This is a genomic window from Nonomuraea sp. B1E8 (assembly GCF_039871515.1).
Lineage (GTDB): Bacteria > Actinomycetota > Actinomycetes > Streptosporangiales > Streptosporangiaceae > Nonomuraea.
This window is the reverse complement of sequence record NZ_JBDPLS010000018.1, coordinates 1-24,322: the sequence shown is the minus strand read 5'-3', so window position 1 is coordinate 24,322 and position 24,322 is coordinate 1. Positions and strand designations below refer to the sequence as shown.

The 24,322-nt window shown below is 72.0% G+C and carries 23 protein-coding genes and 2 pseudogenes; 18 read left to right on the top strand and 7 right to left on the bottom strand.

Features of this window, described 5'->3' with window-relative positions:
- Window positions 1–39 precede the first annotated feature (39 nt).
- The 5 genes from ABGA98_RS39995 to ABGA98_RS39975 are packed head-to-tail and all read left to right on the top strand — an operon-like array spanning window position 40 to window position 7,115.
- Window positions 40–1,266, top strand: coding sequence for a PfkB family carbohydrate kinase (locus ABGA98_RS39995; protein WP_347623681.1), 1,227 nt, complete (start codon window positions 40–42; stop codon window positions 1,264–1,266).
- 4 nt (window positions 1,267–1,270) lie between these two features.
- Complete coding sequence (locus tag ABGA98_RS39990; protein WP_347623680.1) at window positions 1,271–2,668, top strand: extracellular solute-binding protein; 1,398 nt, start codon at window positions 1,271–1,273, stop codon at window positions 2,666–2,668.
- Window positions 2,665–3,561, top strand: a complete 897-nt coding sequence (locus ABGA98_RS39985; RefSeq protein ID WP_347623679.1) for a sugar ABC transporter permease — start codon at window positions 2,665–2,667, stop codon at window positions 3,559–3,561. The genes ABGA98_RS39990 and ABGA98_RS39985 overlap by 4 nt, the downstream gene beginning before the upstream one ends.
- Window positions 3,558–4,358, top strand: a complete 801-nt coding sequence (locus tag ABGA98_RS39980; RefSeq protein ID WP_347623678.1) for a carbohydrate ABC transporter permease — start codon at window positions 3,558–3,560, stop codon at window positions 4,356–4,358. Before ABGA98_RS39985 ends, ABGA98_RS39980 begins: the two co-directional genes overlap by 4 nt.
- A gap of 15 nt (window positions 4,359–4,373) precedes the next feature.
- Window positions 4,374–7,115: a sugar-binding protein gene (locus ABGA98_RS39975; RefSeq protein ID WP_347623677.1), complete on the top strand. Its 2,742-nt coding sequence runs from the start codon at window positions 4,374–4,376 to the stop codon at window positions 7,113–7,115.
- A gap of 52 nt (window positions 7,116–7,167) precedes the next feature.
- Here ABGA98_RS39975 and ABGA98_RS39970 read toward each other — a convergent pair whose 3' ends face one another.
- Together ABGA98_RS39970 and ABGA98_RS39965 are read right to left on the bottom strand one after the other, a co-directional pair.
- Window positions 7,168–7,974 carry a dihydrofolate reductase family protein gene (locus ABGA98_RS39970; protein ID WP_347623676.1) on the bottom strand — a complete coding sequence of 269 codons (807 nt, stop codon included), beginning with the start codon at window positions 7,972–7,974 and terminating at the stop codon, window positions 7,168–7,170.
- A gap of 153 nt (window positions 7,975–8,127) precedes the next feature.
- A complete protein-coding gene (locus ABGA98_RS39965) occupies window positions 8,128–9,102 on the bottom strand; it encodes a pyridoxal-phosphate dependent enzyme (protein WP_347623675.1) in 975 nt (324 codons plus the stop codon).
- 338 nt (window positions 9,103–9,440) lie between these two features.
- Between ABGA98_RS39965 and ABGA98_RS39960 the strand changes: the two are divergent.
- The 3 genes and pseudogenes from ABGA98_RS39960 to ABGA98_RS39950 form a co-directional block, all read left to right on the top strand.
- A pseudogene (locus tag ABGA98_RS39960) lies at window positions 9,441–9,673 on the top strand (sensor histidine kinase KdpD); the annotation flags it as partial.
- Window positions 9,674–9,686: 13 nt separating this feature from the next.
- Window positions 9,687–9,974 (top strand): annotated as a pseudogene (locus tag ABGA98_RS39955) (winged helix-turn-helix domain-containing protein); the annotation flags it as partial.
- A gap of 126 nt (window positions 9,975–10,100) precedes the next feature.
- On the top strand, window positions 10,101–11,015 hold the full coding sequence (locus ABGA98_RS39950) for a LysR family transcriptional regulator (RefSeq protein WP_347623674.1): 915 nt from the start codon (window positions 10,101–10,103) through the stop codon (window positions 11,013–11,015).
- 12 nt (window positions 11,016–11,027) lie between these two features.
- Here the strand turns inward: ABGA98_RS39950 and ABGA98_RS39945 are convergent, their stop codons facing one another.
- Both ABGA98_RS39945 and ABGA98_RS39940 read right to left on the bottom strand, forming a co-directional pair.
- Entirely contained in the window at window positions 11,028–12,107 is a 1,080-nt protein-coding gene (locus tag ABGA98_RS39945) for a M20/M25/M40 family metallo-hydrolase (RefSeq protein ID WP_347623673.1), read from the bottom strand.
- A gap of 164 nt (window positions 12,108–12,271) precedes the next feature.
- Entirely contained in the window at window positions 12,272–12,577 is a 306-nt protein-coding gene (locus ABGA98_RS39940) for a hypothetical protein (RefSeq protein ID WP_347623806.1), read from the bottom strand.
- Between the two features lie 91 nt (window positions 12,578–12,668).
- On the opposite strand from ABGA98_RS39940, the gene ABGA98_RS39935 reads away from it, so the two are divergent.
- From ABGA98_RS39935 to ABGA98_RS39915, 5 genes are all read left to right on the top strand, one after another.
- Complete coding sequence (locus tag ABGA98_RS39935; RefSeq protein WP_347623672.1) at window positions 12,669–13,400, top strand: hypothetical protein; 732 nt, start codon at window positions 12,669–12,671, stop codon at window positions 13,398–13,400.
- 80 nt (window positions 13,401–13,480) lie between these two features.
- On the top strand, window positions 13,481–13,648 hold the full coding sequence (locus tag ABGA98_RS39930; protein ID WP_347623671.1) for an FAD-dependent oxidoreductase: 168 nt from the start codon (window positions 13,481–13,483) through the stop codon (window positions 13,646–13,648).
- Window positions 13,649–13,705: 57 nt separating this feature from the next.
- Entirely contained in the window at window positions 13,706–13,837 is a 132-nt protein-coding gene (locus ABGA98_RS39925; RefSeq protein ID WP_347623670.1) for a hypothetical protein, read from the top strand.
- A 16-nt stretch (window positions 13,838–13,853) separates the two neighbouring features.
- A complete protein-coding gene (locus ABGA98_RS39920) occupies window positions 13,854–14,204 on the top strand; it encodes a DoxX family protein (protein WP_347623669.1) in 351 nt (116 codons plus the stop codon).
- A gap of 166 nt (window positions 14,205–14,370) precedes the next feature.
- Complete coding sequence (locus ABGA98_RS39915; RefSeq protein ID WP_347623668.1) at window positions 14,371–14,844, top strand: carboxymuconolactone decarboxylase family protein; 474 nt, start codon at window positions 14,371–14,373, stop codon at window positions 14,842–14,844.
- Between the two features lie 104 nt (window positions 14,845–14,948).
- Here the strand turns inward: ABGA98_RS39915 and ABGA98_RS39910 are convergent, their stop codons facing one another.
- A complete protein-coding gene (locus tag ABGA98_RS39910; protein WP_347623667.1) occupies window positions 14,949–15,983 on the bottom strand; it encodes a helix-turn-helix domain-containing protein in 1,035 nt (344 codons plus the stop codon).
- Window positions 15,984–16,080: 97 nt separating this feature from the next.
- Between ABGA98_RS39910 and ABGA98_RS39905 the strand changes: the two genes are divergently transcribed.
- From ABGA98_RS39905 to ABGA98_RS39895, 3 genes are all read left to right on the top strand, one after another.
- Window positions 16,081–16,980 carry an alpha/beta hydrolase gene (locus ABGA98_RS39905; protein ID WP_347623666.1) on the top strand — a complete coding sequence of 300 codons (900 nt, stop codon included), beginning with the start codon at window positions 16,081–16,083 and terminating at the stop codon, window positions 16,978–16,980.
- A gap of 73 nt (window positions 16,981–17,053) precedes the next feature.
- The gene (locus ABGA98_RS39900; protein ID WP_347623665.1) at window positions 17,054–18,892 is read left to right on the top strand and encodes an ABC transporter ATP-binding protein; all 1,839 of its coding nucleotides are present in this window, start codon (window positions 17,054–17,056) and stop codon (window positions 18,890–18,892) included.
- Window positions 18,889–20,595: an ABC transporter ATP-binding protein gene (locus tag ABGA98_RS39895; RefSeq protein ID WP_347623664.1), complete on the top strand. Its 1,707-nt coding sequence runs from the start codon at window positions 18,889–18,891 to the stop codon at window positions 20,593–20,595. The genes ABGA98_RS39900 and ABGA98_RS39895 overlap by 4 nt, the downstream gene beginning before the upstream one ends.
- A 45-nt stretch (window positions 20,596–20,640) precedes the next feature.
- Here ABGA98_RS39895 and ABGA98_RS39890 read toward each other — a convergent pair whose 3' ends face one another.
- On the bottom strand, window positions 20,641–21,231 hold the full coding sequence (locus tag ABGA98_RS39890) for an XRE family transcriptional regulator (protein WP_347623663.1): 591 nt from the start codon (window positions 21,229–21,231) through the stop codon (window positions 20,641–20,643).
- A 188-nt stretch (window positions 21,232–21,419) separates the two neighbouring features.
- Window positions 21,420–21,983 carry a TetR-like C-terminal domain-containing protein gene (locus tag ABGA98_RS39885; RefSeq protein WP_347623662.1) on the bottom strand — a complete coding sequence of 188 codons (564 nt, stop codon included), beginning with the start codon at window positions 21,981–21,983 and terminating at the stop codon, window positions 21,420–21,422.
- 182 nt (window positions 21,984–22,165) lie between these two features.
- Here ABGA98_RS39885 and ABGA98_RS39880 point away from each other — a divergent pair, with 182 nt between their 5' ends.
- Both ABGA98_RS39880 and ABGA98_RS39875 read left to right on the top strand, forming a co-directional pair.
- The gene (locus tag ABGA98_RS39880) at window positions 22,166–23,332 is read left to right on the top strand and encodes an MFS transporter (RefSeq protein WP_347623661.1); all 1,167 of its coding nucleotides are present in this window, start codon (window positions 22,166–22,168) and stop codon (window positions 23,330–23,332) included.
- 65 nt (window positions 23,333–23,397) lie between these two features.
- Complete coding sequence (locus tag ABGA98_RS39875) at window positions 23,398–24,201, top strand: alpha/beta hydrolase (protein WP_347623660.1); 804 nt, start codon at window positions 23,398–23,400, stop codon at window positions 24,199–24,201.
- Window positions 24,202–24,322 lie beyond the last annotated feature (121 nt).

Below are 24,322 nucleotides of genomic sequence, written 5' to 3'. Positions count from 1 at the left end.
GATTGCGCACCATCACAGTGTCGAGGAGGCCCCATCCCCGTGTCTGCCCAGGCGTACGACCCTCTCGCCGAAGAGCGCACCCCGGAGGGTCCGCAGTTCGACGTGTTCCTGGCGGGCACCGTCTTCCTCGACATCATCTTCACCGGCCTGCCCGCCATGCCCGCCGCGGGCACCGAGATCTGGGCCGAGGGCATGGGCTCGTGCCCCGGCGGCATCGCCAACCTGGCCATCGCGACCAGCCGGCTGGGCCTGCGCACCGCGCTGGCCGCCGCGTTCGGCGACGACGACTACGGCGACTTCTGCTGGCGCACGCTAGAGGAGCAGGAGGCGGTCGACCTGTCCAGGTCGCGGCGCTTCGAGCACTGGCACTCGCCGGTGACGGTCTCGATGGCGGTCGACCGCGACCGCAGCATGGTGACGCACGGCCACCCCGCCCCCATGGCGAGCGCCGAGATGATCGGCTCCCCGCCCCGCTCCAGGGCGGTGATCGTGACGATCTCTCCCGACGAGCCGCTCGGCTCGCCCGGCGGCTCGAGCAACTGGGCCGAGCCGGCCCACCGGAACGGCGCCCTCATCTTCGCGGACGTCGGCTGGGATCCGTCGGGCTCCTGGCCGGCGTCGATGCTCGATCAGCTGTCCTTCTGCCACGCGTTCATGCCCAACGCGATCGAGGCGATGGCCTACACCGGCGCCGACACCCCGCGCGACGCGCTCTACGCGATCGCCGACAAGGTCCCCCTCGCGGTGGTGACCGACGGGGCCAACGGCGCCATGGCCATCGACTCCACGACGGGCGAGGAGGCGTTCGTCCCCGCGCCACGGGTGACGGCGCTCGACCCCACCGGCGCGGGCGACGTCTTCGGCGCCGGGCTCGTGCTCGGCACGCTGTGCCGCTGGCCGCTCGCCGACCGGCTGGCCTTCGCGCAGGTCTGCGCGGGGCTCGCGGTGCAGCAGTTCGGCGGCTCGCTGGCCGCGCCCGGCTGGGGCGACATCGCCGACTGGTGGCACGAGGTGCGCGCGGCGGCCGACCACAGCGGCGCCTACGGCAGCTCGCTGGCCCGCCGCTACGCCTTCCTCGACCGGCTGGTGCCCACCGTCCCGGTGGGCGCGGTCCGCCGCGCCGCGGCCACCATCGCCCGCTACGCCGACGTGGGCATGCCGCCCGGAGCCACGGGTACGCAGCCGCACCAGACCCCCCACGAGGCGTCCGGCGACCCCGGCGACGAGGGCCCGGCCACGTCTCGCGTGCCTGCGCAGAAGGAGTAACACCATGATCGCCCCGACGCGAGAAGGCCGGAGCACGAGATCGCCGGGTTCCAGGACGCTCGCCGCGCTCGCCGCGGCGGCCCTGGCCCTCACGGCGTGCGCGCCCGGCTCCTCGGCCCCGCCGGCGGCCACCCCCGCGCAGCCGAGCGCGTCGGCGGTCCGCACCGACGCCGCGACCCTCGGCGACGTCACGCTCACCGTCTGGGACCAGGAGGTACGCGGCGGACAGGCGGCCCAGATGAAACAGCTCAACGCCGCGTTCGAGGCGAAATACCCCAACATCAAGCTCAACCGAAGGTCCCAGTCCTTCGACGACCTCAACACCACCCTGCGTCTGGCGCTCAGCGGCAACACGCCGCCCGACGTGGTGGAGGCCAACAACGGCCGCTCGTCGATGGGCGCGTTCGTCAAGGCCGGGCAGCTGCTGCCGCTCGACGCCTACGCCGAGGCGTACGGGTGGAAGGAGCGCTATCCGGAGTCGGTGCTGCGCTACTCGCGCTACAGCGCCGACGGCAAGCTGTTCGGCGAGGGCAACCTGTACGGCCTGCCGCAGGTCGGCGAGGTCGTCGGCATCTTCTACAACGCCGCCAAGCTCACCGAGCTGGGTCTGGAGCCGCCGAAGACCTGGGAGGAGTTCCAGGCGGCGCTGGCCAAGGCCAAGGCGGCCGGCGAGGTGCCGATGCAGCTGGGCAACCTCGACAAGTGGCCCGCCGTGCACGTGTTCGGCACCGTGCAGAGCCGCCACGTACCCGCCGGCCAGATCCGCACGCTGGCCTTCGGCCGCAAGGGCGCCTCGTGGAACACGCCCGAGAACACCAGGGCCGCCCAGCAGCTCGTCGACTGGGTCCGCAAGGGCTACTTCAACAAGGGCTTCAACGGGCAGGGCTACGACCCGGCATGGCAGGCGTTCGGCAAGGGCGAGGGCGTCTTCATGATCGCCGGCACGTGGCTCCTGGCCGACCTGCAGAAGAACCTGGGCGACGACGTCGGCTTCATGCTTCCGCCGGGCGCCACGGCCGGCGCCGCGCCCATCGCGACCGGGGGCACCGGCCTGCCGTTCGCGATCACGGCCAAGAGCCCGCACCCCGAGGCGGCGGCGGCGTACATCGACTTCATCACCAGCGCCGACGCGATGAAGGTGCTCACCGACACCGGCAACCTGCCCGTCGCCGACACGGCCGCGCAGAAGGTGGCCGAGGGCCCGCAGCAGGACGTCTTCACCGCGTTCGGCACGGTGACCGAGCAGAACGGGCTGGTCCCCTACCTCGACTACGCCACCCCGACGTTCGCCGACACACTGGGCGCGGCGCTGCAGGACCTGCTGGCGGAGAAGGCGAGCCCGCAGGAGTTCCTGGCCACGCTGGAGAAGGACTACAAGACGTTCGCTGAGAGCAACGGGTGACCCAGCGGACGGGCGCGGCCCGGCCCCCGGGGGAGCCGCGCCGCGTCGCCTACCTCTACCTGCTCCCGGCGTTCGTGATCTACGCGGCGTTCCTGCTCTACCCGATCGGCCGCGCGGTCCACCTGTCGTTCTTCGACTGGGACGGGCTGTCGCTCGGCCGCTGGGCGGGCCTGGACAACTACGTGGCGGTCGTCGCCGACGAAGGGCTGCGGGCGGCCTTCGGGCACGCCCTGGTGCTCATGGTGTTCTACGCGGTCGTGCCGCTGGCCATCGGGCTGGTGCTGGCGGCGATCCTCCACCACGCCAAGGTCCGCGGGCTCGGGTTCTTCCGCACGGTGGTGTTCCTGCCGCAGGTGATCGCCATGGTCGTGGTGGCCGTCGCCTGGCGGCGCATCTACGCCCCCGACGGCACGCTGAACAGCCTGCTCGGCGCGCTCGGACTCGACTCGCTGACGCGGGGCTGGCTGGGCGACCACACGTTCGCGCTGCCCGCGGTCGGGGTGGTCGGCACGTGGTTCGAGACAGGGCTGGTGACCGTGCTGCTGCTGGCCGGCATGAGCCGCATCCCCGGCGAGTTGTACGAAGCGGCGCGGCTCGACGGGGCCGGCGCCGTCAAGGAGTTCTTCGCCGTCACGCTGCCGTCGGTGCGCGGGGAGATCGCGGTGGCGCTGACGTTGACCATGATCGCCGCGCTGCGCACGTTCGACCTGGTGTACGTCACCACGCGCGGCGGCCCGGGCGACTCCACGTCGGTGCCGTCGTACGAGGTCTACCACCGGGCTTTCGGGCTCGGCCAGGTCGGCTCGGCGGCGGCCATCGGCGTGACGCTCACCGTCGTGATCTTCGCCATCTCGTTCGGCATCAACCGGTTCGCGGACAGGAGCACCACGTGATCTCGCGCGCGGAGCGGGTGGCCAACTACGTCATCCTGTCGGCGTTCGCCGCCTTCGCGCTCTTCCCCATCGTGACGATCCTGTCGGCCGCGCTCGGCCCCGCCGACAGCGGCGGGACGTCCGGGCTCGGCAACTTCGCCGCGGCCTGGGAGATCGGGCACTTCGGCACCTACCTGCGCAGCAGCTTGCTGGTGTCGGGGTTCGTCGTGGTCGTCAGCGTGATTCTGTCGATCATGAGCGGGTACGCGTTCGGCACGATGCGCTTTCGCGGCCAGTCGGCGCTGTTCTACCTGTTCCTCGTCGGGATCATGATGCCGAGCGAGGCCATCGCGGTCCCGCTCTACTTCGACCTGCGCACGCTCGGCCTGATCGACACGTTCTGGTCGGTGACGCTGCCGCAGGTCGCGCTGTCGGTGGCGTTCGGCACGTTCTGGATGCGGGCGTACTTCCGGGCGTCCAACCGGGCGATCGTCGAGGCGGCGCGCATCGACGGCGCGTCGAGCTGGCGCATCCTGTGGCGGGTGCTGCTGCCGCCGGCCCGGCCCGCCGTCGTCACCCTGACCCTCCTGGTCTTCATGTGGACCTGGAACGAGTTCCTCATCCCGCTGATCATGGTGACCAGCGAGTCGTTGCGGACGGCTCCGCTGGGTCTGGCCTTCTTCCAGGGCCAGTACACCTCCGGGTTCACCCTCCTGGCGGCCGGCTCGGTGATCGTGGCGACGCCGGTCGTGATCTTCTATCTGTTCCTCCAGCGCCATTTCGTCCGCGGGCTGCTCCAAGGGGCGGTCCGCGAGTAGTCATCCGGAGGTTCCATGCGTCCAACAGCCGTGGGCCGGCTGGCCGTGGCGGCGGCCGTCCTGCTCGCCGTCCTGCCGGCCGCACCGGCCGTCGCCGCCCCACCCGGCTCCCCCGCCTCCCCCGTCGACCTCGACGCGCTGTTCGTCGGCGCCCACCCCGACGACGAGGCCTTCAGCCTGTCGACGCTCGGGCAGTGGAACGAGGACCACGGCGTACGCACCGGCGTCGTCACCGTGACCAGGGGCGAGGGCGGCGGCAACGCTGTCGGGCCCGAGGAGGGCCCGGCGCTCGGCCTGCTGCGCGAGGCGGAGGAGCGCACGGCCGTGGGCAAGGCGGGCGTGCGCGAGGTGTTCAACCTCGACGACGTCGACTTCTTCTACACGGTGAGCGCCCCGCTGACGGACCAGGTGTGGGGCGGCGACACGCTGGAGAAGGTCGTCAGGATCGTCCGCACGACCAGGCCCGAGATCCTGCTGACCATGGATCCGGCCCCCACGCCCGGCAACCACGGCAACCACCAGCTGGCCGCGCGGCTGGCCGTCGAGGCGTTCTACGCGGCGGCCGACCCCAAGGCGTTCCCCGAGCAGATCAGCCGCGAGGGGCTGCGTCCGTTCGCGCCCGCCCGGCTGCTGACCGGCGGCGGGCGCGGCACCTCCAGGAACGGTCCCGACTGCGCCTCGACGTTCCGGCCGGACAATCCGGCGCAGAACGTGTACGGCGTGTGGAGCGGGCGCGCCTCCGCGGCGCAGGGCGCCACGTGGGCCGCCGTCGAGCGCGACGCCCAGCGTACGTACGCCTCCCAGGGCTGGGCCGGCTTCCCCGACGTCCCGGCCGACCCCGCCCAGCTCGGGTGCGACTTCTTCACCCAGGTGGACGCGCGGGTGCCGTTCCCCGAGCCGGGCACGGACGCGGCGGCGGCGCCCACGGCCATCCTCGACGGCGCGCTGACCAGGGCGAAGGGCGCCGTGCCGCTCGGCACGCTGTTCGCCCTGCGGACCGGTACGTTCGACGTGCGCCCCGGGACCGCGTTCACCGTCGAGGTCACCGCGACCGCTCCCCCGCGCACGCCGCTGGGCCGCTCGTCGGTGGCGCTGCGCGTGCCGGACGGCTGGCGGGTCAGCGGGTCCGGCGACCTCGGCAGGCTCGGCCCCGGCCGCAGTGGCGAGGCGACGTTCACGGTGACGCCTCCCGAGGGCGGCGCGGGACAGCGGGCCGGAGAGCGGGCCCGCCTCGCGGCCACGCTGACCACCGAGCGGGGCGGCGGCTACACCGACCGCCAGGTCGAGCTCAGCCCCGCCGTCCGCGGTGAGCAGCAGCCGCTCCCCCAGGTCGCCCAGTTCCGCACGTGGGTGGCCGAGGTGGGCGTGCCGCAGTTGCGCGGCCTGGTCACCCCGGTGCTCACGCTGCCGTCGGGCGGCTCCCGCCAGGTCGGCGTCGTGGTCACGAACCTGAGCGAGCACACCCGGTCGGGCACCGTACGCCTGGACCTGCCCGACGGCTTCACCGCCGATCGGGCCGAGGCCGCCTTCGACGACCTGGCGGCGGGCAGGTCGGCGACCGTGCCGTTCACCGTCACCAACTCCGACCCGTCGCTGAAGACGTCCAACGAGGGCGGCGACTACGCCTACACCATCACCACCGGCACCAGCACCGCCAGCACCGGTGAGGACGGCTCCAGCACGAGCAGGCCGGCGCTCGAACTCGTGCCCGCGGCCACCGTCCCGCAGGCCGGTTCCGCGCCCGCCGTCGACGGCGCCGAGGGCGACGGCGAGTACTCCGGCAGCGCCCTCGACGTCTCCCGCCGCTGGGAGGGCGACGCCTGCTCGTCGGCGGCCGACTGCTCGGGCACGGCCAAGGTCGCCTGGCACGACGACACGCTGTACCTGCTGGTCCACGTGAAGGACGACGTGCTCGGCACGCGGCTGCCCGCCTCCGACTGCAAGCGGCACTGGCGCACCGACTCCGTGGAGGTCACGCTGGATCCGCGCGGCACGTCCGAGAACACCTCCACGACGTTCAAGGCCGCGGTGCTGCCGGTGACCAGCGAGGGCCCGCCGTGTTTCCTGCGGGACGCCGACCACCACCAGGGGCCGGGCGAGGAGACCGCTCCGGGCATGCGGGTGGCCTCGGCGGTGTCCGACGGGGAGTACACCGGCGAGTACACCGTGGAGATGTCCGTCCCGATGGAGGTGCTGCCCGCCGCCGTCGATCCGAAGCACCTCGGGCTGAACGTCCTGGTGTACGACTCCGACACCCAGGACAAGACCGGCCAGACCCGGATCGGCTGGTCGACGTGGGGCGGGGTGCAGGGTGACCCGTACCGGTGGGGCGTCGCGACGCTGCCCGGATACGAGCCGCCGGCGGACCGGCCGACCACCCCGGCCGACCCGGTGATCCCCGACACGGCCCTGTCCAGCCTGGACTCGCCGCAGTCGCTGGAGCAGGCGGTCCGCGTGCACGTGCCGCCGGCCGGCGGCCCCGCGGCCAAGCCGTCGCAGAGCGGCGAGGCCGTCTCCGCGAAGCGCGGTGAGGGTGCGGTGAAGGTGCGGCTGCGGGCCGGCGCGGCGGGCAAGGCGCACCTGTTCGTCCGCGACGGCCGGGGCACGGCGGGCGGCCGCGTCGTCACCGTGCCCCGCGAGGGGACGTCGACGGTGACGGTCACGCTGGACCGGGCCCTGGGCACCGATCCGAAGGTCGTGGCCGGGTGGGAGGCCACCGGCGGCGGGACGGCCGTCTCGCAGGTCCCCGTGCGCTGACGTCGAACGAGGGATGAGCGCGTCCCGCTCGGGCGGGACGCGCGACTCGTGTTCAGGAGGTGGCGCCGGCCTCGCGGATGACTTCGTAGCGCAGCCAGAGCATCCCGTCGCCGCCGACATGGGCGAAGAGCAACCGCAGCCGGGTGGGAAGCTCTGCGGCCGCGAGCTGGGGGCCGTCGAAGAGCGCCGGTGTGCCGCGCCCGCCGATGGCGGCGGGGATGACGAGCAGCTGGATCTCGTCGATGAGACCGGCCCGGAGCAGCGCGCCGTTGAGCCCGCCCCCGGCCGTCGAGACGACGCAGGTGACCGCCAGCTTGTCGCGCATGCGCCGCAGGGCGGCGGCGAGGTCGACGCGTTCCCCGCCGGCGACGAGGTAGGGGATCCGCTCCCGGCGGAGATGGGCCAGATAAGCCGCGGGCGTGGCGCGGGCCACCAGCACCAGCAGGTCGAATCCGCCGTTTCGCTTCATCGACCACGGCACCCGGCCCCGGCTGTCGACGACCGTGAACCACTTCTCGTGCCCTGGCCGCCCGACGACCTCCTCGGGCAGGAAGTCCGTGAACAGTGTGTCCACCGGCTCATCGAACTCTTCGGGCAATCCGGTCAGCGGCCCGGTGGAGTCGGTGACGAGCGACCCGCTCCCTTCCAGGACCGCCTGCGGCTGGTGCAGACCGGCCAGCAGCGCCGAACGTGCGTCCTCGGCCGCCTGCGCCCCCTCCGGCTGCATGGATTGCCAGATCCGGGCGGCATCGGCCTCCATCAGCAGGCGATCGCTGCCGAGCGTCACTCGCCCGTCGACCGACGTCGACACGGAGACCACGACGCGCGGCCGGGCGGCCGGCCCGGATTCCTGCTCCATGACTGCCCACTCCTCATGCCGGGGATCTGACGGTGGCCCCCTTTCTATCGATGGCCACCGACAGTTACGCGGGCCCAGCTCCGCCCCGGCGGGAGCTCATTCCTGGCCTGCCTGATCTCCTTGATCGCCCGCGTGATCTCGCGCTCGGCCCGCTTACGGGCGGACCCAGCGCTGATAGACGTCCAGGTCGACGTTGCTGCCGCAGACGATCGTGACCACGTGGCGTCCGGCGAACCGGTCAGGGTTTTCCAGCACGGCGGCGACGCCGAGGGCCGCCGAGGGCTCGGCGACGAGCCCCGCGTGCTCCAGGAGCATCCGCATGCCCGCGACGATCGACGCCTCCCGGACCAGGACGGCGTCGTCGGCCACCTCGAGGAGGTCGTCCAGGACCTCGGGGATGGGATAGCGGCCGGCCACGCCGTCGGCGATGGTGTCGGCCGACTCGGTGGTGACGACCCGGCGCTCGTGCCACGAGCGGGTCATCGCGGGTGCGCCGAGGGGCTGCACGCAGATCACCTCGACCGCCGGCAGCAGGGCCTTCATGACGTGGCCCACGCCGGTGGCCATCGCGCCGCCGCCCAGGGCGATCAGGACGGCGTCGAACGAGGGCGTCCCGCTCGCCAGCTCCAGGCCGATGGTCGCCGCGCCCTCGCAGGTCTCGATGTCCAGGCTGTCCTCGACCAATCGCACGTCACGCTGTCGCGCGATGCTCGCCGCCCGCTCGCGGGCCGTTTCGAAGTCGCCCTCCACCAGCTCCAGCTCGGCACCCAGCGCGCGGATCCGATCGAGCTTGGCAGCCGGCGCCCAGCGTGACGCCACGACCGTCACGCCGAGACCACGGCGGCGACCCGACCAGCCGAGCGCCTGGCCCAGGTTGCCGGCGCTGGCGCACACCGCGGCCTCCCTGCCCTGGCCGGCCAGCCGGCTCGCGACCAGTTCGGTGCCCCGCCCCTTGAAGCTGCGGACCGGGTTCGCCGTTTCCAGCTTGACGCTCACCGTGCAGCCAAGCCGGTGTCCCAGCGCGTCGCACTCGTAGAGCGGCGTGTCCAGGAATTGCGGGTGGATCACCTGGCGGGCCGCGCGGATCCGGTCAAGGTCAAGACGCGTGTGGGGCACGACTGATTCCATAGCCTCATATTTCATCACTTACTGCGCCCGTCCCGTCGGACCTCCCCGCGCGCCGGGCCGGGACCACCGCTCGCGAGGCAATCGCCAGTTTCGCGAGAGGGCTTGCGCCGTCACGCGGTCAGGGATATGTCGGCCGAGGAACGACCGGATCAGCCGCCCTACCGTTTCGGGCGAGTCGGCCGGCAACCCGTGACCGGCCTCCGGCACGATCTCCGTGCGGTTGCCGGGGAGCCTCACTACCGGGGTTTCTTGCTTCATATCCTCCCGGGGAGGCGCGGCAGAGCACATCTGTCCAGATTGAGGAGCGGGATGGCCGACGTCATCTTCGTCGCCCTGGCCGGGGGACAACCTTCACCGAGCTGGACGTCGAGCGGTCATCGAGCGCGCGCCCAAGGTGGCGCTGATCGACGAGCTGGCCCACACCAACGTGCCCGGCTCCGAGAACGCCAAGCGCTGGCAGGACATCGAGAAGATCCTCGACGCCGGCATCGACGCCGGCATCGACGTCGTCTCCACCGTGAACATCCAGCATCTGGAGTCCGTCAACGACGTGGTCCAGGAGATCACAGGAGGCCGAGCTCACCCCCGTCCAGATCGGCGAGCTCACGGTGGACCTGAACCGCAAGACCGTCTCCGGGGAACTGCGCCTGACCCCCACCGAATGGCGCATCCTGGAGATCCTGCTGAGCAACCCCGGCAAGCTCATCACCCAGCGCCACCTGCTGAGCGAGGTGTGGGGCAGCAATTACGTCAAGGAGACGCACTACCTGCGCCAGTACATGACGCAACTGCGCAAGAAACTCGAACGAGACCCCGCCCACCCCGTACACCTGATCACCGAACCGGGCATGGGCTACCGGTACACCCCCTGATCTCCCGCGCCGTCCCTGCCCTCGACCGCCACCCATCGGACAAGCGGCAGAATGGTCAACGTTTGAGCGCCGCCGGCCTGGTGGAGGCGAATTGGCCTCCCATACCTGCCCCAATAACCTGTCGGCATGGATGTCGACACCCGGCTGTTGCGCTACTTCGCCGTCGTGGCGGAGGAAGAAAGCCTTACCCGTGCCGCGGAGCGACTGTTCGTCTCCCAGCCGGCGCTGACCAAGCAAATCAAGCAACTCGAGGCCCGGCTCGGAGTGTCGTTGTTCGCCCGCTCCCGGAACGGCATGGCCCTCACCGAACCTGGCCGTTCGCTGGCCGAGCACGTGCCCGCGCTGCTGGCCGGACTGGACCAGGCACTGCGCGCGGCCAAGAGCACGGCCGCCCAGGCCGCCCGCGTGCTGCCGGTCGGCTTCCTGGCCAGCGCCGCGAACGAAGCCACCCCGCACATCATCGCCGAGTTCGCCCGCCTGCGGCCAGGCTGGCGAGCCGACCTGCGACAGGCGTCCTGGGCGAACCCGACGGCCGGATTAGCCGACGGAGACGTCGATGCCGCCCTGGTGCGACTGCCGTTCCCCGGCCAGGAGAGCTTTCGTGTGGAAGAGTTGTTCTCCGAGCCCCGCTTGATCGCGCTGCCCACCGCGCACCCCTTCGCCGTACGCGAGGAGATCCCCTTCCGGGATCTGTGGGATGAGCCGTTCGTGGCCGCCCCCGAGGAAACCGGACGGTGGCGCGACTTCTGGCTGGGCATCGACGAACGGGAAGGCCGCCCCGCCCGTGTCGGCGCCGTCACCGACCATCCGGACGAATGGCTCAGCGCCATCGCCAACGGTTACGGCATTGCGCTCGCTCCCGAGTCCGCCGCTCGTTTCTACGCCCGCCCTGGCGTCACCTACCGGCCGGTGACCGGCGTCAGTCCTACGCGGGTCGGCATCGCCTGGGCTCCCTCTGACGACGCCAATCCCGTCGTCCAGGACTTCGTACGCTGCTGCCTGGACACCAGGCCCTCCCCTCCGGTGCCACCCGAGCGCTGAAACACTTCCTGGTCAGGTCAGGAGGTCGCCTGCGTAGCGGGCGTACACGGCCGCGCAGCGGCGCATGGCGGCTTCGTCGACGTACTCGTGGGGGCCGTGGGAGACGTCCAGGCGGCCCGCGCCGTAGCCGAAGGCGGGGATGCCGAGCTGGGCGTACCAGCGGATCTCCAGGATGCCCGCGCACATCTCGAACCGGGCGGGCGTGCCTTCGACCTCGCCGACAACGCGGGCGAGCGCGCGGGCCGCGGGATGGTCCTGGTCGGTGGCGGCGGAGGGCTGGAGCTGGGTGGTGCTGAAGTTGGAGCCGCCACCGGACAGGCCACCGACCACGAGCATGCTGCCACGGGCGTCGCCGGGGTTCATGCGATACGCGGTGTGCCGCCCGGCCAGGTCGGCCGCGTACCGCTCGGCGGGGCGGGCGATGTGCAGCATGTGCTGGAAGGCGTTCACCCCACGATCCGCCTGTCCGACATGGGCCTCACGGCCCTGGATGTCGACGCGGAGGGAGACGGCGCCGCGGGCGGCGTGCCAGATGCTCCCGCCGCTCGGCTCGGCGGTGATCATAGCCAGCGCGCCGGGGTCGATCAGGCCCGCGGCGCGCAGGTGCCCGGCGCCTGCGACGCTGCCGGTCTCCTCGTCGCACACCAGGTGGACGACGATCCGGCCGTCGCCGAGCAGGCCCAGCTCCTTGGCGGCCGCGGCGCCGTAGAGCATGCTGACGATGCCGCCCTTCATGTCCGCCGTTCCCCGCCCGATGATCTTCCCGTCGCGGCGTACGGCCGTGAACTGCTCCCGGCTCTGAGCCGGCACCGCGTCGAAGTGCCCGTGGAAATAGATGAGCTTGCCGCCGTCGCCTGCGGTGCCGCGGACGACGCACGGGTCGGCCAGGCCGCCGGACGGGTCGGCGACGTCGATGACCTCCGGTGCCGGCCCGAGCCGGTCCATCGCCTCACGCAGGACGCCGGCGCAGCGGCGCAGCTCGCGGCCGGGCGGGTTCTCGGAGTCGACGGCCACGAGCCGTTCGAGCAGGTCCGCCATTTCCCCGGCCCGTTCGTCCAGCCAGGCCTCGACCTGTGCGGCTTGGTTCGTCATGGAGCTTGGCCCTTTCTCGGACGCCGTCACGTTCCGGCTGATCGCCACCCTTGCCGGGTGGGCGGTGTGATGTCCAATGCCCGCGGCCCTTCCACATCGGAATGATCGTGCCGTCGACCTGATCGCCCGCAGGGCCGACGCGGTGGTGGAGCTTCCGCCCTGGTTCAGGGGCGCGGACGGGCGGGTTTCAGGAGTTCGTACAGGCTGGAGAAGCTGTCGTCGCCGTACCCGTCCGCCGATCGCCGGTCGAGCAGCGCCTTGAGCGGGTGGTGGACGCGCGGGTCGACGCCGCGCTCAGTGCTGGCGGCGATCAGGGTGTCCACGGCGGGGCGGTTCAGGTCGATGGTGGAGGCGGCGTCCGCGTAGGAGCCGGATGCGGCCTCCTTCGCCAGGTGCGGCAGGAACGCCGCCATGTCGCGCAGCCAGACGGCCGCCAGCGGGGCGAACCTCTCGGGGCCGTCATCTCGCAGTGGTCCCCAGCATGCCGACCGGCTCTGTCGGTCCTCTGTCGGTCCTCTTTCGGAACGCCGGCGGCCGGCAGGACTCGGTTAGCCTGACGGCGTGTACTTCCGCGTACTCGGCCCGCTGTCCGTGCTGACCACGGACGGCGGGGCGGTCCGCCTGCCCGAGACCAAGATCCGCGCGCTGCTGGCCGACCTGCTCGTGCACGCCGGGCGGCCGGTGGCGGCCGAGCGGCTGGTGGACGACCTGTGGGGCGATGCCCCGCCGCGCAACCCGGCCGGCGCGCTGCAGACGAAGGTCTCCCGGCGGCTCCACGAACAGGCCGCGCGGCTGGCCGCCGAGCACGCCTACCGAGCCGGCGAGATCCACGCTCTCATCGGGCTCGCGCTGGTCGCCCGGCGCGCCCACGACCTGGACAACGCCGAGCGGCACCTGCTCGACGCGCTGGAATGGCACCGCCGGGTCGCGTTCGGGCCGGGGCCCGCGCTGCTGCTGGCCGAGCTGGGCTTCGCCGCCGAGCAACGCGGCGACGCCGGCACCGCCCTGGCTCGCCACCGCGAAGGGCTCGAACACGCGCGGGCGGGCGGCGATCCACGCGCGGTCGCGCTCGCCTACGAAGGGCTGGCCGGTGCGCACGCCCTCGCGGGACGGCCGCAGCGGGCAGCCCGCCTGCTCGGCGCCGCGGCCAGGCTCCGCGCGGACGCCGGCGCTCCCCTTCCGCCGGCCGAGCGTGGCGACGCCGACCGCGCCACGGCCACGGCCGTCGCCGCACTGGGCCGGGAGGCGTTCGACGCCGAGTACGGTGCAGGGTTCGAGGGAGCCTCCGCCTAGAGAGTGATCTGCCTCACACGCTGTAACAACGAGCGGTCACGGGGTGTCTTGAGGGAGAACACAGCGAAAGGGGAGACTCCATGACCGAGAACATCGATGTGGTCGTGATCGGCGGCGGATATGCCGGCGTCATGGCGGCCAATCGCCTGACCCAGCGCGACGACGTGACCGTGACCCTGATCAACCCGCGCCCGGATGCCGACATCCATGCCAACCGGTTATCGAAGCAGGTATTGGACACCAACTAGGCGGCTCCACCAGGCTGGGAAACGCTCAAAGGGCCGATCAAGGGGGAACGAGCCGACGTGCCCGTGACGACGACCCGCCACCAGGTGGCCGACGAAGGTGTCGCGGAGGGTGTCGCGGAGGTGCGGACGGCCATCGCGGCGGCACCGCAACCCCTCGACGTCCTCGGTAGCCACCGGATGTTCGGCTGAGCAGAGAGAACGCGCCATGCTCACTGTGTACGCAACTGTCACCATCGTCACGATCGTGTTCAACGCCTGGGCCGCGATCGCCGACTTCCTCAAAGCCGACTTCGTGCTCGCCAACGGAGTCCAGCTTGGTATCCCGCAATCCTGGCTGCCGACGCTCGGAGCGCTCAAGGCAGCCGGAGCCGTGGGGCTGCTGCTGGGGCTCCTGGGCGCCCCGTGGGTCGGCATTGCCGCCGCCATCGGCCTCGTCCTGTTCTTCGTCGGCGCCATCGTCGTGCACTTCCGTGCTCGGGTCTATCTGAAGACGCTGATTCCGGGCTGGTTCCTGGGGCTGGCCATCGCATCGCTCGTCCTCGCCTTCCAGCAATGACCATGTTCCCGCTGATCGGCCAACGCGACACCCCATGGACGCCACGCCCGCGGGGTGCTGGACGACGCGTTAAGCGCGGGGTGGCCCATGTCACACCCGTTCCTGTCACACATCGCCGGGCAGGCCCGTCAATCAGGCGACCAGCAACAACGACAAGGAGCCCACCATGGACGCTCGTCTGAACGTCTTCGGCAACCAGCTCGCGGCCAAGGCGATGAAGCACTTCGTCGCGGTGAGCAAGGTGGTCGCGGACTCGAGCCTGCCGGCCACGACGCGGGAACTGGTGCAGCTGCGCGCCAGCCAGATCAACGGCTGCGCCTTCTGCATCGACATGCACACCAAGGACGCCGCGCACGCCGGGGAGAGCTCGGTGCGGCTCAACCTGGTCGCGGCCTGGCGGGAGGCGACGGTGTTCACCGAGGCCGAGCGCGCCGCCCTGGAGCTGGCGGAGGAGGGCACCCGCCTCGCGGACGCGGCCGGCGGTGTCTCCGACGAGGTCTGGGCGAACGCCGCCAAGCACTATGACGAGGAGCAGCTGACCGCCCTGGTGACGCTCATCGCCACCATCAACGCCTTCAACCGCCTGAACGTCATCACCCAGCAGCCGGCCGGCGACTACCAGCCCGGCCAGTTCGGGTAAGGGGAAGGCCCGGACCCGCCGGCGCCGGGGCACCGGCGGGTCCGGCGGTACGTCCCGGAAGTGGATGTCCGCCGCCCGTGCGAGGGCCGTACGGCGGGCGCTCCTCACGCGTCGAGGAGCCGCCACGTGGTGAGGGCGATTCTGGCGCGGGTCAGCCCGGCCGGTTCCGTGAGGTCGATGGCCAGGGCCTTGCCGATCTGTTCGAGCCGGCGGGCGATGCTGCTGTGGTGCAGGTGGAGGAGGTCGGCGGCCTGGCGCAGGGAGCCGGTGGCGCAGTAGGCGTCCAGGGTCTCCAGATCCTCCGGGGTGCCGGCCATGCGGTCGATCGCGGCCACGTCGGCGTTGCCGCGCGCGACGTCCGGGGGGATCTCGGCCAGGAGGGCCAGCGCGCCCAGGTCGTCGTAGTGGATGACCGGCCGGCGCGGGGTGGTGTAGCGCAGCGCGGTGCGGGCCTGCTGCCAGGACGTGCAGGGGCTCGCCGCGACGCCGATGCCCGCCTGCACGTCCGCGGGGAACCGGCTCTGGTCGACGGTGGTGGCCAGGATGACGCCCACGCCGCCGAGCGGCGCCGCCTTGACCGGGCGGGACGGGCAGATCAGGCCGCCGACCTGGTCGAGCGGGAGCTGCGAGCGTACGGCGGCGACGCGGACGGGCAGGTCGGCGGCGAATCCCAGCAGCCGCAGCGCCCGGGCTCTGGCGGCCTCCTCGCTGCCGGGGCTGATCGCGAGCTCGACGAGGGCGGGGTCGGCCATCGTGGTGCTGGCGGGGCCGTACCTCTCGACGACGGCCGCGGCGGCGATGGCGAGCCGGTCGAGCAGGAGTTCGTCGAGCAGGACGGGAGGGGCGGCGCGTTCGAGCCAGACCGTGCCGATCTCCTCGTCATCGAGGGTGATCGGCGCCGTGGTGGACGCGGGGGACGGCGGGTCGGCGGGCTGCCTGCCGTCGGGTGAGTAGCGGATGACGCGTCCCGGGCCGTGGAGCCGTATCCCGGTCACGCACCCGGCCAGGTTGGCCGACGCCCGGGCGAGCGCGGGGAGATCCACCCGGCGGCGCATCAGCGTGTCGTAGAACATGACGACCCGGATCGCGCCACCGGCTTCCGTGTCGAGGTGCGACAACCGTACGGCCAGTGCCTCCATGCCCGGAAGGGTACGCGACGATCGGCGCGCGACCCAGCTCTGATCGGCGACGGTTGGCGGATGATGGCGCGGGGCGGCAGCGGCCAGGATGAGCCGCATGGATCCCGAACTGGAAGCCTTCATCCCGCTGTTCCCCCAGTCGGATCTTCGTGATCCGATCGCCGAGCGGCGGGATTTCGCCGCCCTGGCCGCCGCGGTGGCGCCGCCGGACACCTCGGACCTGGAGATCGAGGACCACATGGTGCCCGCCGATCCTGACGTGCCGGTGCGCGTCTACCGCCCCCGGCAGGCGGCGCGGGGCGCCGTCGTGTGGCTGCACGGCGGCGGCTGGGTCATGGGCGACCTGGAGACCGAGCATCCCTGGGCCGCCCGGCTCGCCGGCGTCTCCGGCACGGTGGTGATCTCGGTCGGTTACCGCCTGGCCCCCGAACACCCCTTCCCCGCCGCCCTGGACGACGCCTACGCCGTGCTCCGCTGGACGGCCGAGCACGCCGCCGGCCTCGGCCTGGACCCTGCCCGCATCGCCGTCGGCGGCCACAGCGCCGGCGCCGGACTGGCCGCCGGCATGACCCTGCGGGCCCGCGACGAGCACGGCCCGTCCATCCGCTTCCAGCTGCTCAACCAGCCCGGCCTCGACGACCGCCAGGAAACCTGGTCCGCCCGCGCCTTCACCGACACTCCCTGGATGAACCGCGACAAGGTCACCGCCGCCTGGCGCCACTACCTCGGCGACGCCCCCGCCACCCCCTACGCCGCCCCCGCCCGGGCCGGCGACCTGACCGGCCTGCCCCCCGCCTACATCGCCACCGCCGAACTGTGCCCCAACCGCGACGAGGACATCGCCTACGCCGCCCGCCTGCTCCAGGCGGGGGTCTCGGTCGAACTCCACCAATGGCCCGGCACCTTCCACGGCTCACAGGCCATCCTGTCCGCCGAGGTCTCCCAGCGCCAGATCGCCGAACTCGGCGCCGCACTCCACCGCGGCCTGGCCGGGTGACGCCGCCCGGGGAACGCGGCCACCGCCTCGACACGGCCCTGGCCGCGACGAGATCCACGAAGACGGGAGACTCATGACCGCCACCGACCTCGCCCAGGCCGGGGAGCAGTCCGCCCCACCACCGGGCGCGGTTTCCGGGCCGGGGCAGAGCATGGCACGGTTGCTGCGCCCCCACGGATGGGGTTTCGCCGCTGTCGTCCTGTCGCAGGTGATCGGCTCCGTCGCGGGCCTGGCGCCGCTGCTCGCAGTCGTCGAGCTGGGCCGTGTCCTGCTGTCGCCGGGCCCCGTCGACCACGGCCACGTCTGGTTCGTGGTGATCGCGGGCGCGGCCGGGCTGCTCGTCCGGCTGCTGTTCACGGCCGCTTCCTCGGGGATCGGGCACGTCATCGACGGCCAGGTGCAGCTGACGTTCCGCCGGCAGCTGGCGGAGCGGCTGGGGCGCGTACCGATCGGCTGGTTCTCCCGGCGCGGGACCGGAGAGCTGGCCAAGGTGGTGGGTGAGGACGTGAGCGCCGTGCACCCGTTCATCGCCCACTCCCCCGGCGAGCTGGTCTCCGCCTTCGTGGTGCCGCTGGTGTCGCTGGTCTACCTGGCCACCGTCGACTGGCGGCTGACGTTGATCACGCTGATCCCGGTGGCCATGGCGGTGTCGCTGGTCCCGCTCATGATGCGGCCCGCCCGGCTGCGTGAGCAGGAGGAGTTCGACGCGGCCATGGGACGGATCGCGAGTTCCGCCGTCGAGCTCGTCCAGGGGATCGCGGTGGTCAAGACGTTCGGCGGGTCCGGGCGCGCCCACCGCACGTTCCTCGAGGCCGCCGACGATTTCGTCAGCGTCTTCTTCCGGTGGGTGCGCAGCATGTCCCTGATCGCGGCGGGCATGCAGGTGGCGCTGTCGCCGCCGTTCGTGCTGCTGGTCGTGCTGGTCGGCGGGGCGGCCCTGATCACGTCCGGCGGCATGGCTCCGGCCGGCCTGCTGCCGTTCCTGCTGCTCGGGCTGGGTCTGACCGCTCCGGTGGCGGCCCTCGGCCACGGCTTCGACGACCTGCAGGCCGCCCGGCGCGCGGTCGGCCGGATCAAGGACGTGCTCGAGGTGCCGTCGCTGCCGGAGCCGGACGACCCGGTCGCGCCGCGGGGGCACCGGGTGGAGTTGCGTGACGTGCGGTTCGGTTACGACGACGGTCACGAGGTGCTGCGCGGAATCGACCTGGTGCTGGAGCCGGGGACGGTCACCGCGGTCGTCGGGCCGTCGGGAAGCGGGAAGTCCACGCTGGTCCAGCTGCTGCCGCGGTTCTTCGACCCCACCCACGGCTCGGTCCTCCTCGGCGGCGTCGATCTGCGCGAGCTCGGCAGCCGGGAGCTCTACCGGAAGGTCTCCTTCGTCTTCCAGGACGTGCGCCTGCTGCGCGCCTCGGTCGCCGACAACATCGCCCTCGCGGTGCCGCACGCCGACCGCGACGACGTGGTCCGCGCCGCCCGGCTGGCCGGCATCCACGATCGCATCCTGGAGCTGCCGCGGGGATACGACACCGTGCTCGGGGACGACGCGCGGCTGTCGGGCGGCGAGGCGCAGCGCATCTCCATCGCCCGCGCGCTGCTGGCCGACGCGCCCGTTCTGGTGCTCGACGAGGCGACCGCGTTCGCCGACCCGCGGACCGAACAGGCGGTACGCCGGGCCCTGGCGACGCTGGAGGGCGATCGGACGATCCTGGTCATCGCCCACCGCCTGGAGACGGTCGCCGACGCCGACACCGTCGTGATGCTGGAGAACGGGTCGATCGTCGAACGCGGCAGCCCCGCCGAACTCCTGGCACGGAACGGAAGGTTCGCCGCGTTCTGGCGATCCCACCGATCGGCGGTCGCCGGCACGAGCGGCACCCCCGGTGACGTACGACAAGGAGATGAGCCCCGATGATCCGCATGCTGCTGCGCGTGCTCGGACACGAGTACGCCGGGACGATGCGCCGCACCATGGCCCTCATGACGATCACCGCGACGGCCGAGGGCCTGTCCTACGCGCTGCTGGTTCCCGTGCTGCGGGCGCTGCTCGGGGACACGCCCGCGGACGCCTGGCCGTGGCTGGCCGCGTTCGCCGCCGCGGTCGCCGTCTACGCCGTGCTGCGCTACACCAGCGACCTGTCCGGCATGCGCGTCGGGACCACGATGGTGCGCGGCCTGTACCACCGGCTCGGCGAGCATCTGGCCCGCCTGCCCATCGGCTGGTACACCGCCGGCCGGGTCGGCGAGGTGTCCCTCATGGCCGGTCGCGGGCTGCTGGCGGCGATGAGCGTGGCGGCGCATCTGCTGGCGCCGTTCATCTCCGCCGTGGTGACTCCCCTGGCCATCGTCGCCGTGATGCTCGTCTTCGACTGGCGCATGGGGCTGGCCGCGCTGGCCGCCGTGCCCGTCGTGGCCGCGATCCAGATCTGGACGGCCCGCTCGATGGCCGCCACCGATGACGAGCGCCACGAGCGCGACCACGAGGCGGCCGGGCGGGTCATCGAGTATCTCCAGGCCCAGCCGGTGCTGCGGGCCGGCGGCCGGACCGCGGAGCGCTTCGCGCTGCTCGACGACTCCCTGCGGGCAGTCCAGCGCGCGTCCCGGCGTAGCGTGCTGGCGACGCTGCCCGGCATGGTGGGGTTGACGCTCGTCGTGCAGGCGATCTTCACCGTGCTGCTGGTCCTGGGCGCCTACCTCGTGCTCGGCGGGTCCATCGGCGCGGCGGAGTTGCTGACGATCCTGGTGCTGGCCGCCCGCTGCGCCGACCCGCTGCTGTCGCTGTCGGACATCGGCGGCCGGCTGCGCGGCGCCCGGTCCGAGCTGGACAGGCTCGACAAGGTGTTGCGCGCCGAGCCGCTGCCGGAACCCGCCGAGCCGATCGAACCGGCGGGCCATGACCTGGAGCTCGCGTCCGTCACCTTCCGGCACGGCGACCGTACGGTGTTCGACGACGTGTCGTTGTCCGTGCCGCAGGGACAGCGGCTCGCCGTCGTCGGACCGTCGGGCGCGGGCAAGAGCACCCTGCTGCAGTTGCTCGCGCGGTTCCACGACGTGGACGCGGGCGCGGTGCGCGTGGGAGGAGTGGACGTGCGCTCGGTCGACGCGGAGGTGCTGATGGCGCGGATCGCCATCGTCTTCCAGGACGTCTACCTCTTCGACGGCACGATCGAGGAGAACGTACGTCTCGGCCGTCCCGACGCCGGCGAGGCGGAGGTGCGGGCGGCGGCGGCCGCGGCGCGGCTCGACGAGGTGGTCGAGCGGCTGCCCGGCGGATGGGCGGCCAACGTCGGCGAGGGCGGCGCGCTGCTGTCGGGCGGCGAGCGCCAGCGAGTCTCGATCGCGCGGGCGCTGCTGAAGGACGCGCCCATCGTGCTGCTGGACGAGGTGACCTCCGCGCTGGACCCGGAGAACGAGACGGCCGTCCACGAGGGGATCGAGCGCCTCATGGCGGGCCGGACGGTGGTGATGGTGGCGCACCGCATGCGGACCGTCCGGCGTGCCGACCGTGTCGTCTTCGTGGACGGCGGCCGGATCGTCGAGGACGGCGGTCACGACGAGCTGCTGCGCCGCGGCGGGCGTTACGCCGGGTTCTGGGAGATCTCCACGGCCGGCGTGTGACCGGTTGGGGCGGTGAGCACGTCAGGCCGCTGAGGTCCGCGAGGGTCAGGTGCCGTTCGGGCGTGGCCGGGCGCGGACGTGAGCGCGTTCCCCCTGGGGCCCGAACAGGATGAGCACCTCGACCGGTGTGGGCCCGGCGTTGCCCATCCAGTGCGGGGCACGCGTGTCGAACTCGGCCACCTCGCCGGGCGCCAGGGTCATGTCCTGGTCACCGAGCACGAGCCGTAGCCGGCCGCTGAGCACGTACAGCCACTCGTAACCTTCGTGCCGCTGCGGAACGGGCTCGGCGGGGCCCGCCGCTCCAGGAAGGATCAGCTTGTACGCCTGGGCGCCGCCCGCCCGCTGGGTCAGCCGGATGTAGGTCATGCCGTCGCGCCGGATCGGCCGCAGGTGGACGCGCGGGTCACCGGTCTGCGGCGCCCCGATCAGCTCCTCCAGCGGCATGCCGTGCGCCCTGGCAAGGGGGAGGAGCAGTTCGAGGTTCGGTCGCCGGTGGCCGCTCTCCAGGCGCGACAGTGTGCTCTCCGAGATGCCGGTCTCCGCAGCCAGGCCGGCCAGGGTGAGGCCGCGATGGCGGCGCAGCCGGCGAAGCCGCGGGCCCATGGCCGTCAGCGCGGCGTCGAGATCGTCGTCCACAGTGGCCGTCCATGCTGAATTGGCAACGAGGAACTCCAGCACCGGACGCGGCTGCCGCGTCCGCTCCGCCATCAACCGCGGACGGATGCGCCCCTCACCCAGCACACATCGATGGCGCGTCACCGGGTCGGGGTGACGAACCAGGTGTGCACATGGTCGCCCGGTCGGAGATGACGGTGCGGGTGTGGTCAGTCCGGCAGCAGGTGTGACACCAGGGTGCGTGCCCATTCGGGAGTAGGGGCCTGGTCGGTGAAGACGGCGCGGTAGTAGAGGGGGGCGAGCAGGGCGTCTGTGGCGCGTTCGATGGGCGGGGTCTCGTTACCCCGGGCCTGTTCCCGTTCGAGCATGGCTTCGAGCTGCCGCTGGCGTTCCGCCCGGCACACGCCGGCGTTCTCACCACCCGTGCCGACGATGGCTCGTACCAGGGTGAGGGTGTCCGGGTCGCTGAGGTCCTTGGCGAGGTCGGAGGCGAAGCGTTCGAGGTCCTCGCGCAGGCTTCCGGTGTCCGGCACCACGACATCTCCGGAGAAACGGCTGGTCGCGACGTCGGCGAGCAGGTCTCCGACGGAGCCCCAGCGGCGGTAGACCGTGGTGGCGTGCACGCCTGCGCGGGCGGCTATCACCGGGATCGTGAGTTCGCCGGCCTCGTCGCTGAGCAGTTCGCGGACGGCCTGATGGACGGCGGCGCGGACCCGGGCAGAGCGGCCGCCGGGCCGGCTCTCGGTGCGAGATGAGGAAGGCGCAGGACACATGTAACCAGTATCGCACTGATCGTTGCTTTTTAATCGCAATGATCACTGCGTTTGTGATACCTTGAAGCCACTAACGCAACGATCACTGCGAGATGCCCATGTCTGTTGAGTCTTCTGACGTCCCCGCACCGCTCGTCGGCGGTCGTCACTGCCGCGTGCCACGGAAGGGAGCCTTCCCCTCCGTGGCCGCCGTCCTCGTCCTCTTTCTGGCCGCGTCCAGCGCCCCGTCCCCGATCTATGTCATCTACCAGCAGCAGTGGCAGTTCACGGCGTGGGTGCTGACGGTCGTCTTCGCCCTGTACGTGTTCGGCCTGCTCGGCTCGTTGCTCGTCGTCGGAGCGCTGTCCGACCATCTCGGCCGCCGGCCGGTGCTCGCCGCGGCGATCGCACTGGAGATGATCGCGCTCGTCCTGTTCCTGGTCGCAGGGAACGTACTCGTCCTGTCGGCCGCCCGGGTGTTGCAGGGCATCGCGACCGGGGCGGCGACGACAACGCTGAGCGCCACGCTGGTCGATCTCGAGCCGTCCCGGGGGCGGGCGGGCGTCGTCACCTCGGTGGCTCCCCTGACCGGGCTCGCTGCCGGCGCTCTCGGCAGCGGCGCGCTGGTGGAGTTCGGCCCCGCCCCGACCCGGCTGGTCTACGCGCTGCTGCTCGGCGGGATGCTGCTGGCGGCGGTGGTCGTCGCCCTCGTCCCGGAGACGTCGCCGCGCCGGCCGGGAGCCGTCGCCTCCCTGCGACCCCGGGTCGCGATGCCCGCGCACCTGCGCGCCGACATCGTCCCAGTGGTGCCGGCGATGATCGCCACCTGGGCCCTGGCCGGGATGTACCTCTCGCTCGGCCCGTCCGTCGCGGCCGAGTCGCTGGGGCTGCACAACCACCTGATCGGCGGCGTCGTCGTGACGCTCCTGGCCGGAACCGGAGCACTCGCGGTCTTCCTGCTCCGCTCCCGGCCCGCCTCCCGGCTGCTGGCTCCCTCGTCCGCGATGCTCGGGCTGGGCACCCTGATCTCGCTCGGTGGGGTGGCGCAGGACCTCGCCTGGCTCGCCGCTGCCGGCACCGTCGTCGCGGGTCTCGGCTTCGGCGCGTCGGTGCTGGCGACGTTCGGCACCTTCGCCCGGATCGCCAGGCCGCACGAGCGCAGCGCGGTCTTCGCCCTGGCGAACACCATCAACTACCTGGGCAACAGCGTGCCCGCCGTACTCGGCGGAATCGCCGTCACCACCCTGGGACTGAGGACCGCCACCATGATCTACGCGCTGGCGATCGCGGTGATCACGTTCTCCGCCTTCGCCCTGCGCCTGAACCAGCTACGGGCCAACCGCCGCACCGTCATGGCCACGTGCGGCTGAGAGCCCGCGCCCACCCTGCTCCACCCAGCACATGCGTAACACGTAACAAGTAACAAGGAGACATCGTGACGGAGACAAGCAGGAGCAAGAAGCACCTGAGGATCCGGCGAGCGGATCACACGACCATCCGGTACACGGCCAGCGGTCCGGTCGGAGGGCCGACCCTGGCTCTCATCCACGGCTGGGCGTGCGACCGCGGCGACTTCGACGCCGTGACCGACCATCTGCCCAAGAACCACCGTGTCCTCGCGATCGACCTTGCCGAGCACGGCGAGTCGCGGTCGACGCGGGAGCTATGGACGATGGAGGAGTTCGCCCGCGACGTGGCGGCCGTGCTGGAGGCCGAGTCGGTGGACAAGGCGGTCGTGGCCGGGCACTCCCTCGGTGGGGCGGTCGCTGTCGAGGTCGGCCGGCTGCTTCCCGATACGGTCTCGCGGGTGGTGGCGCTCGACGCGCTGCACTATCTGTCCCTGTTCCCGGCGATGAGCGACGAGCAGGTCGAAGCGATGCTGCGCCTGTTCCAGGAGGACTTCGCCGCCGGGGTGCGGGGCCTCGTCGAGGGAGGCTCGCCGGCGGGGACCGATCCGGCTGTCAAGGAAACGTATTTCGAGAAGATGGTCGCCGTACGGCAGCCCGCGGGGCTGCGTTCCATCGAAGGGCTCATGCGCTGGGACATGGATGCGGCGCTGCGCGAGACGAAGCAGCCGATCACCGTGTTCGCGATCCGTGACCTGGTGACGCAGGAAGCGATCGACCGCTACGGGGATCGGCTCGACATCGTTCTCATCGAGCTGGGCAGCCACCACTTCCCGGTGGAGGCGCCCGAGGGCACGGCGAAGCTTCTGGCCGATGTGGGAACCGACTATTGACATCCTCCCCCTCCTGAAGGAGGGGGATTCCCACGGTCGCCCGTGAGGGTTCCTGCTTCATCGCCGGTTGCCCGTCCGAGAGGATTCTCGTTGAGGTCTTACACCAGCTCCACAGGCGTTT

Excerpts from the sequence above, each read along its gene's own strand:
- ABGA98_RS39895 (WP_347623664.1), top strand. The coding sequence starts at position 18,889 with ATGATCCGCATGCTGCTGCGCGTGCTCGGACACGAGTACGCCGGGACG.
- ABGA98_RS39915 (WP_347623668.1), top strand. The coding sequence starts at position 14,371 with ATGGACGCTCGTCTGAACGTCTTCGGCAACCAGCTCGCGGCCAAGGCG.
- ABGA98_RS39975 (WP_347623677.1), top strand. The coding sequence starts at position 4,374 with ATGCGTCCAACAGCCGTGGGCCGGCTGGCCGTGGCGGCGGCCGTCCTG.
- ABGA98_RS39950 (WP_347623674.1), top strand. The coding sequence starts at position 10,101 with ATGGATGTCGACACCCGGCTGTTGCGCTACTTCGCCGTCGTGGCGGAG.
- ABGA98_RS39910 (WP_347623667.1), bottom strand. The coding sequence starts at position 15,983 with ATGGAGGCACTGGCCGTACGGTTGTCGCACCTCGACACGGAAGCCGGT.
- ABGA98_RS39970 (WP_347623676.1), bottom strand. The coding sequence starts at position 7,974 with ATGGAGCAGGAATCCGGGCCGGCCGCCCGGCCGCGCGTCGTGGTCTCC.
- ABGA98_RS39990 (WP_347623680.1), top strand. The coding sequence starts at position 1,271 with ATGATCGCCCCGACGCGAGAAGGCCGGAGCACGAGATCGCCGGGTTCC.
- ABGA98_RS39920 (WP_347623669.1), top strand. The coding sequence starts at position 13,854 with ATGCTCACTGTGTACGCAACTGTCACCATCGTCACGATCGTGTTCAAC.
- ABGA98_RS39945 (WP_347623673.1), bottom strand. The coding sequence starts at position 12,107 with ATGACGAACCAAGCCGCACAGGTCGAGGCCTGGCTGGACGAACGGGCC.
- ABGA98_RS39885 (WP_347623662.1), bottom strand. The coding sequence starts at position 21,983 with ATGTGTCCTGCGCCTTCCTCATCTCGCACCGAGAGCCGGCCCGGCGGC.
- ABGA98_RS39965 (WP_347623675.1), bottom strand. The coding sequence starts at position 9,102 with ATGGAATCAGTCGTGCCCCACACGCGTCTTGACCTTGACCGGATCCGC.
- ABGA98_RS39900 (WP_347623665.1), top strand. The coding sequence starts at position 17,054 with ATGACCGCCACCGACCTCGCCCAGGCCGGGGAGCAGTCCGCCCCACCA.
- ABGA98_RS39905 (WP_347623666.1), top strand. The coding sequence starts at position 16,081 with ATGGATCCCGAACTGGAAGCCTTCATCCCGCTGTTCCCCCAGTCGGAT.
- ABGA98_RS39930 (WP_347623671.1), top strand. The coding sequence starts at position 13,481 with ATGACCGAGAACATCGATGTGGTCGTGATCGGCGGCGGATATGCCGGC.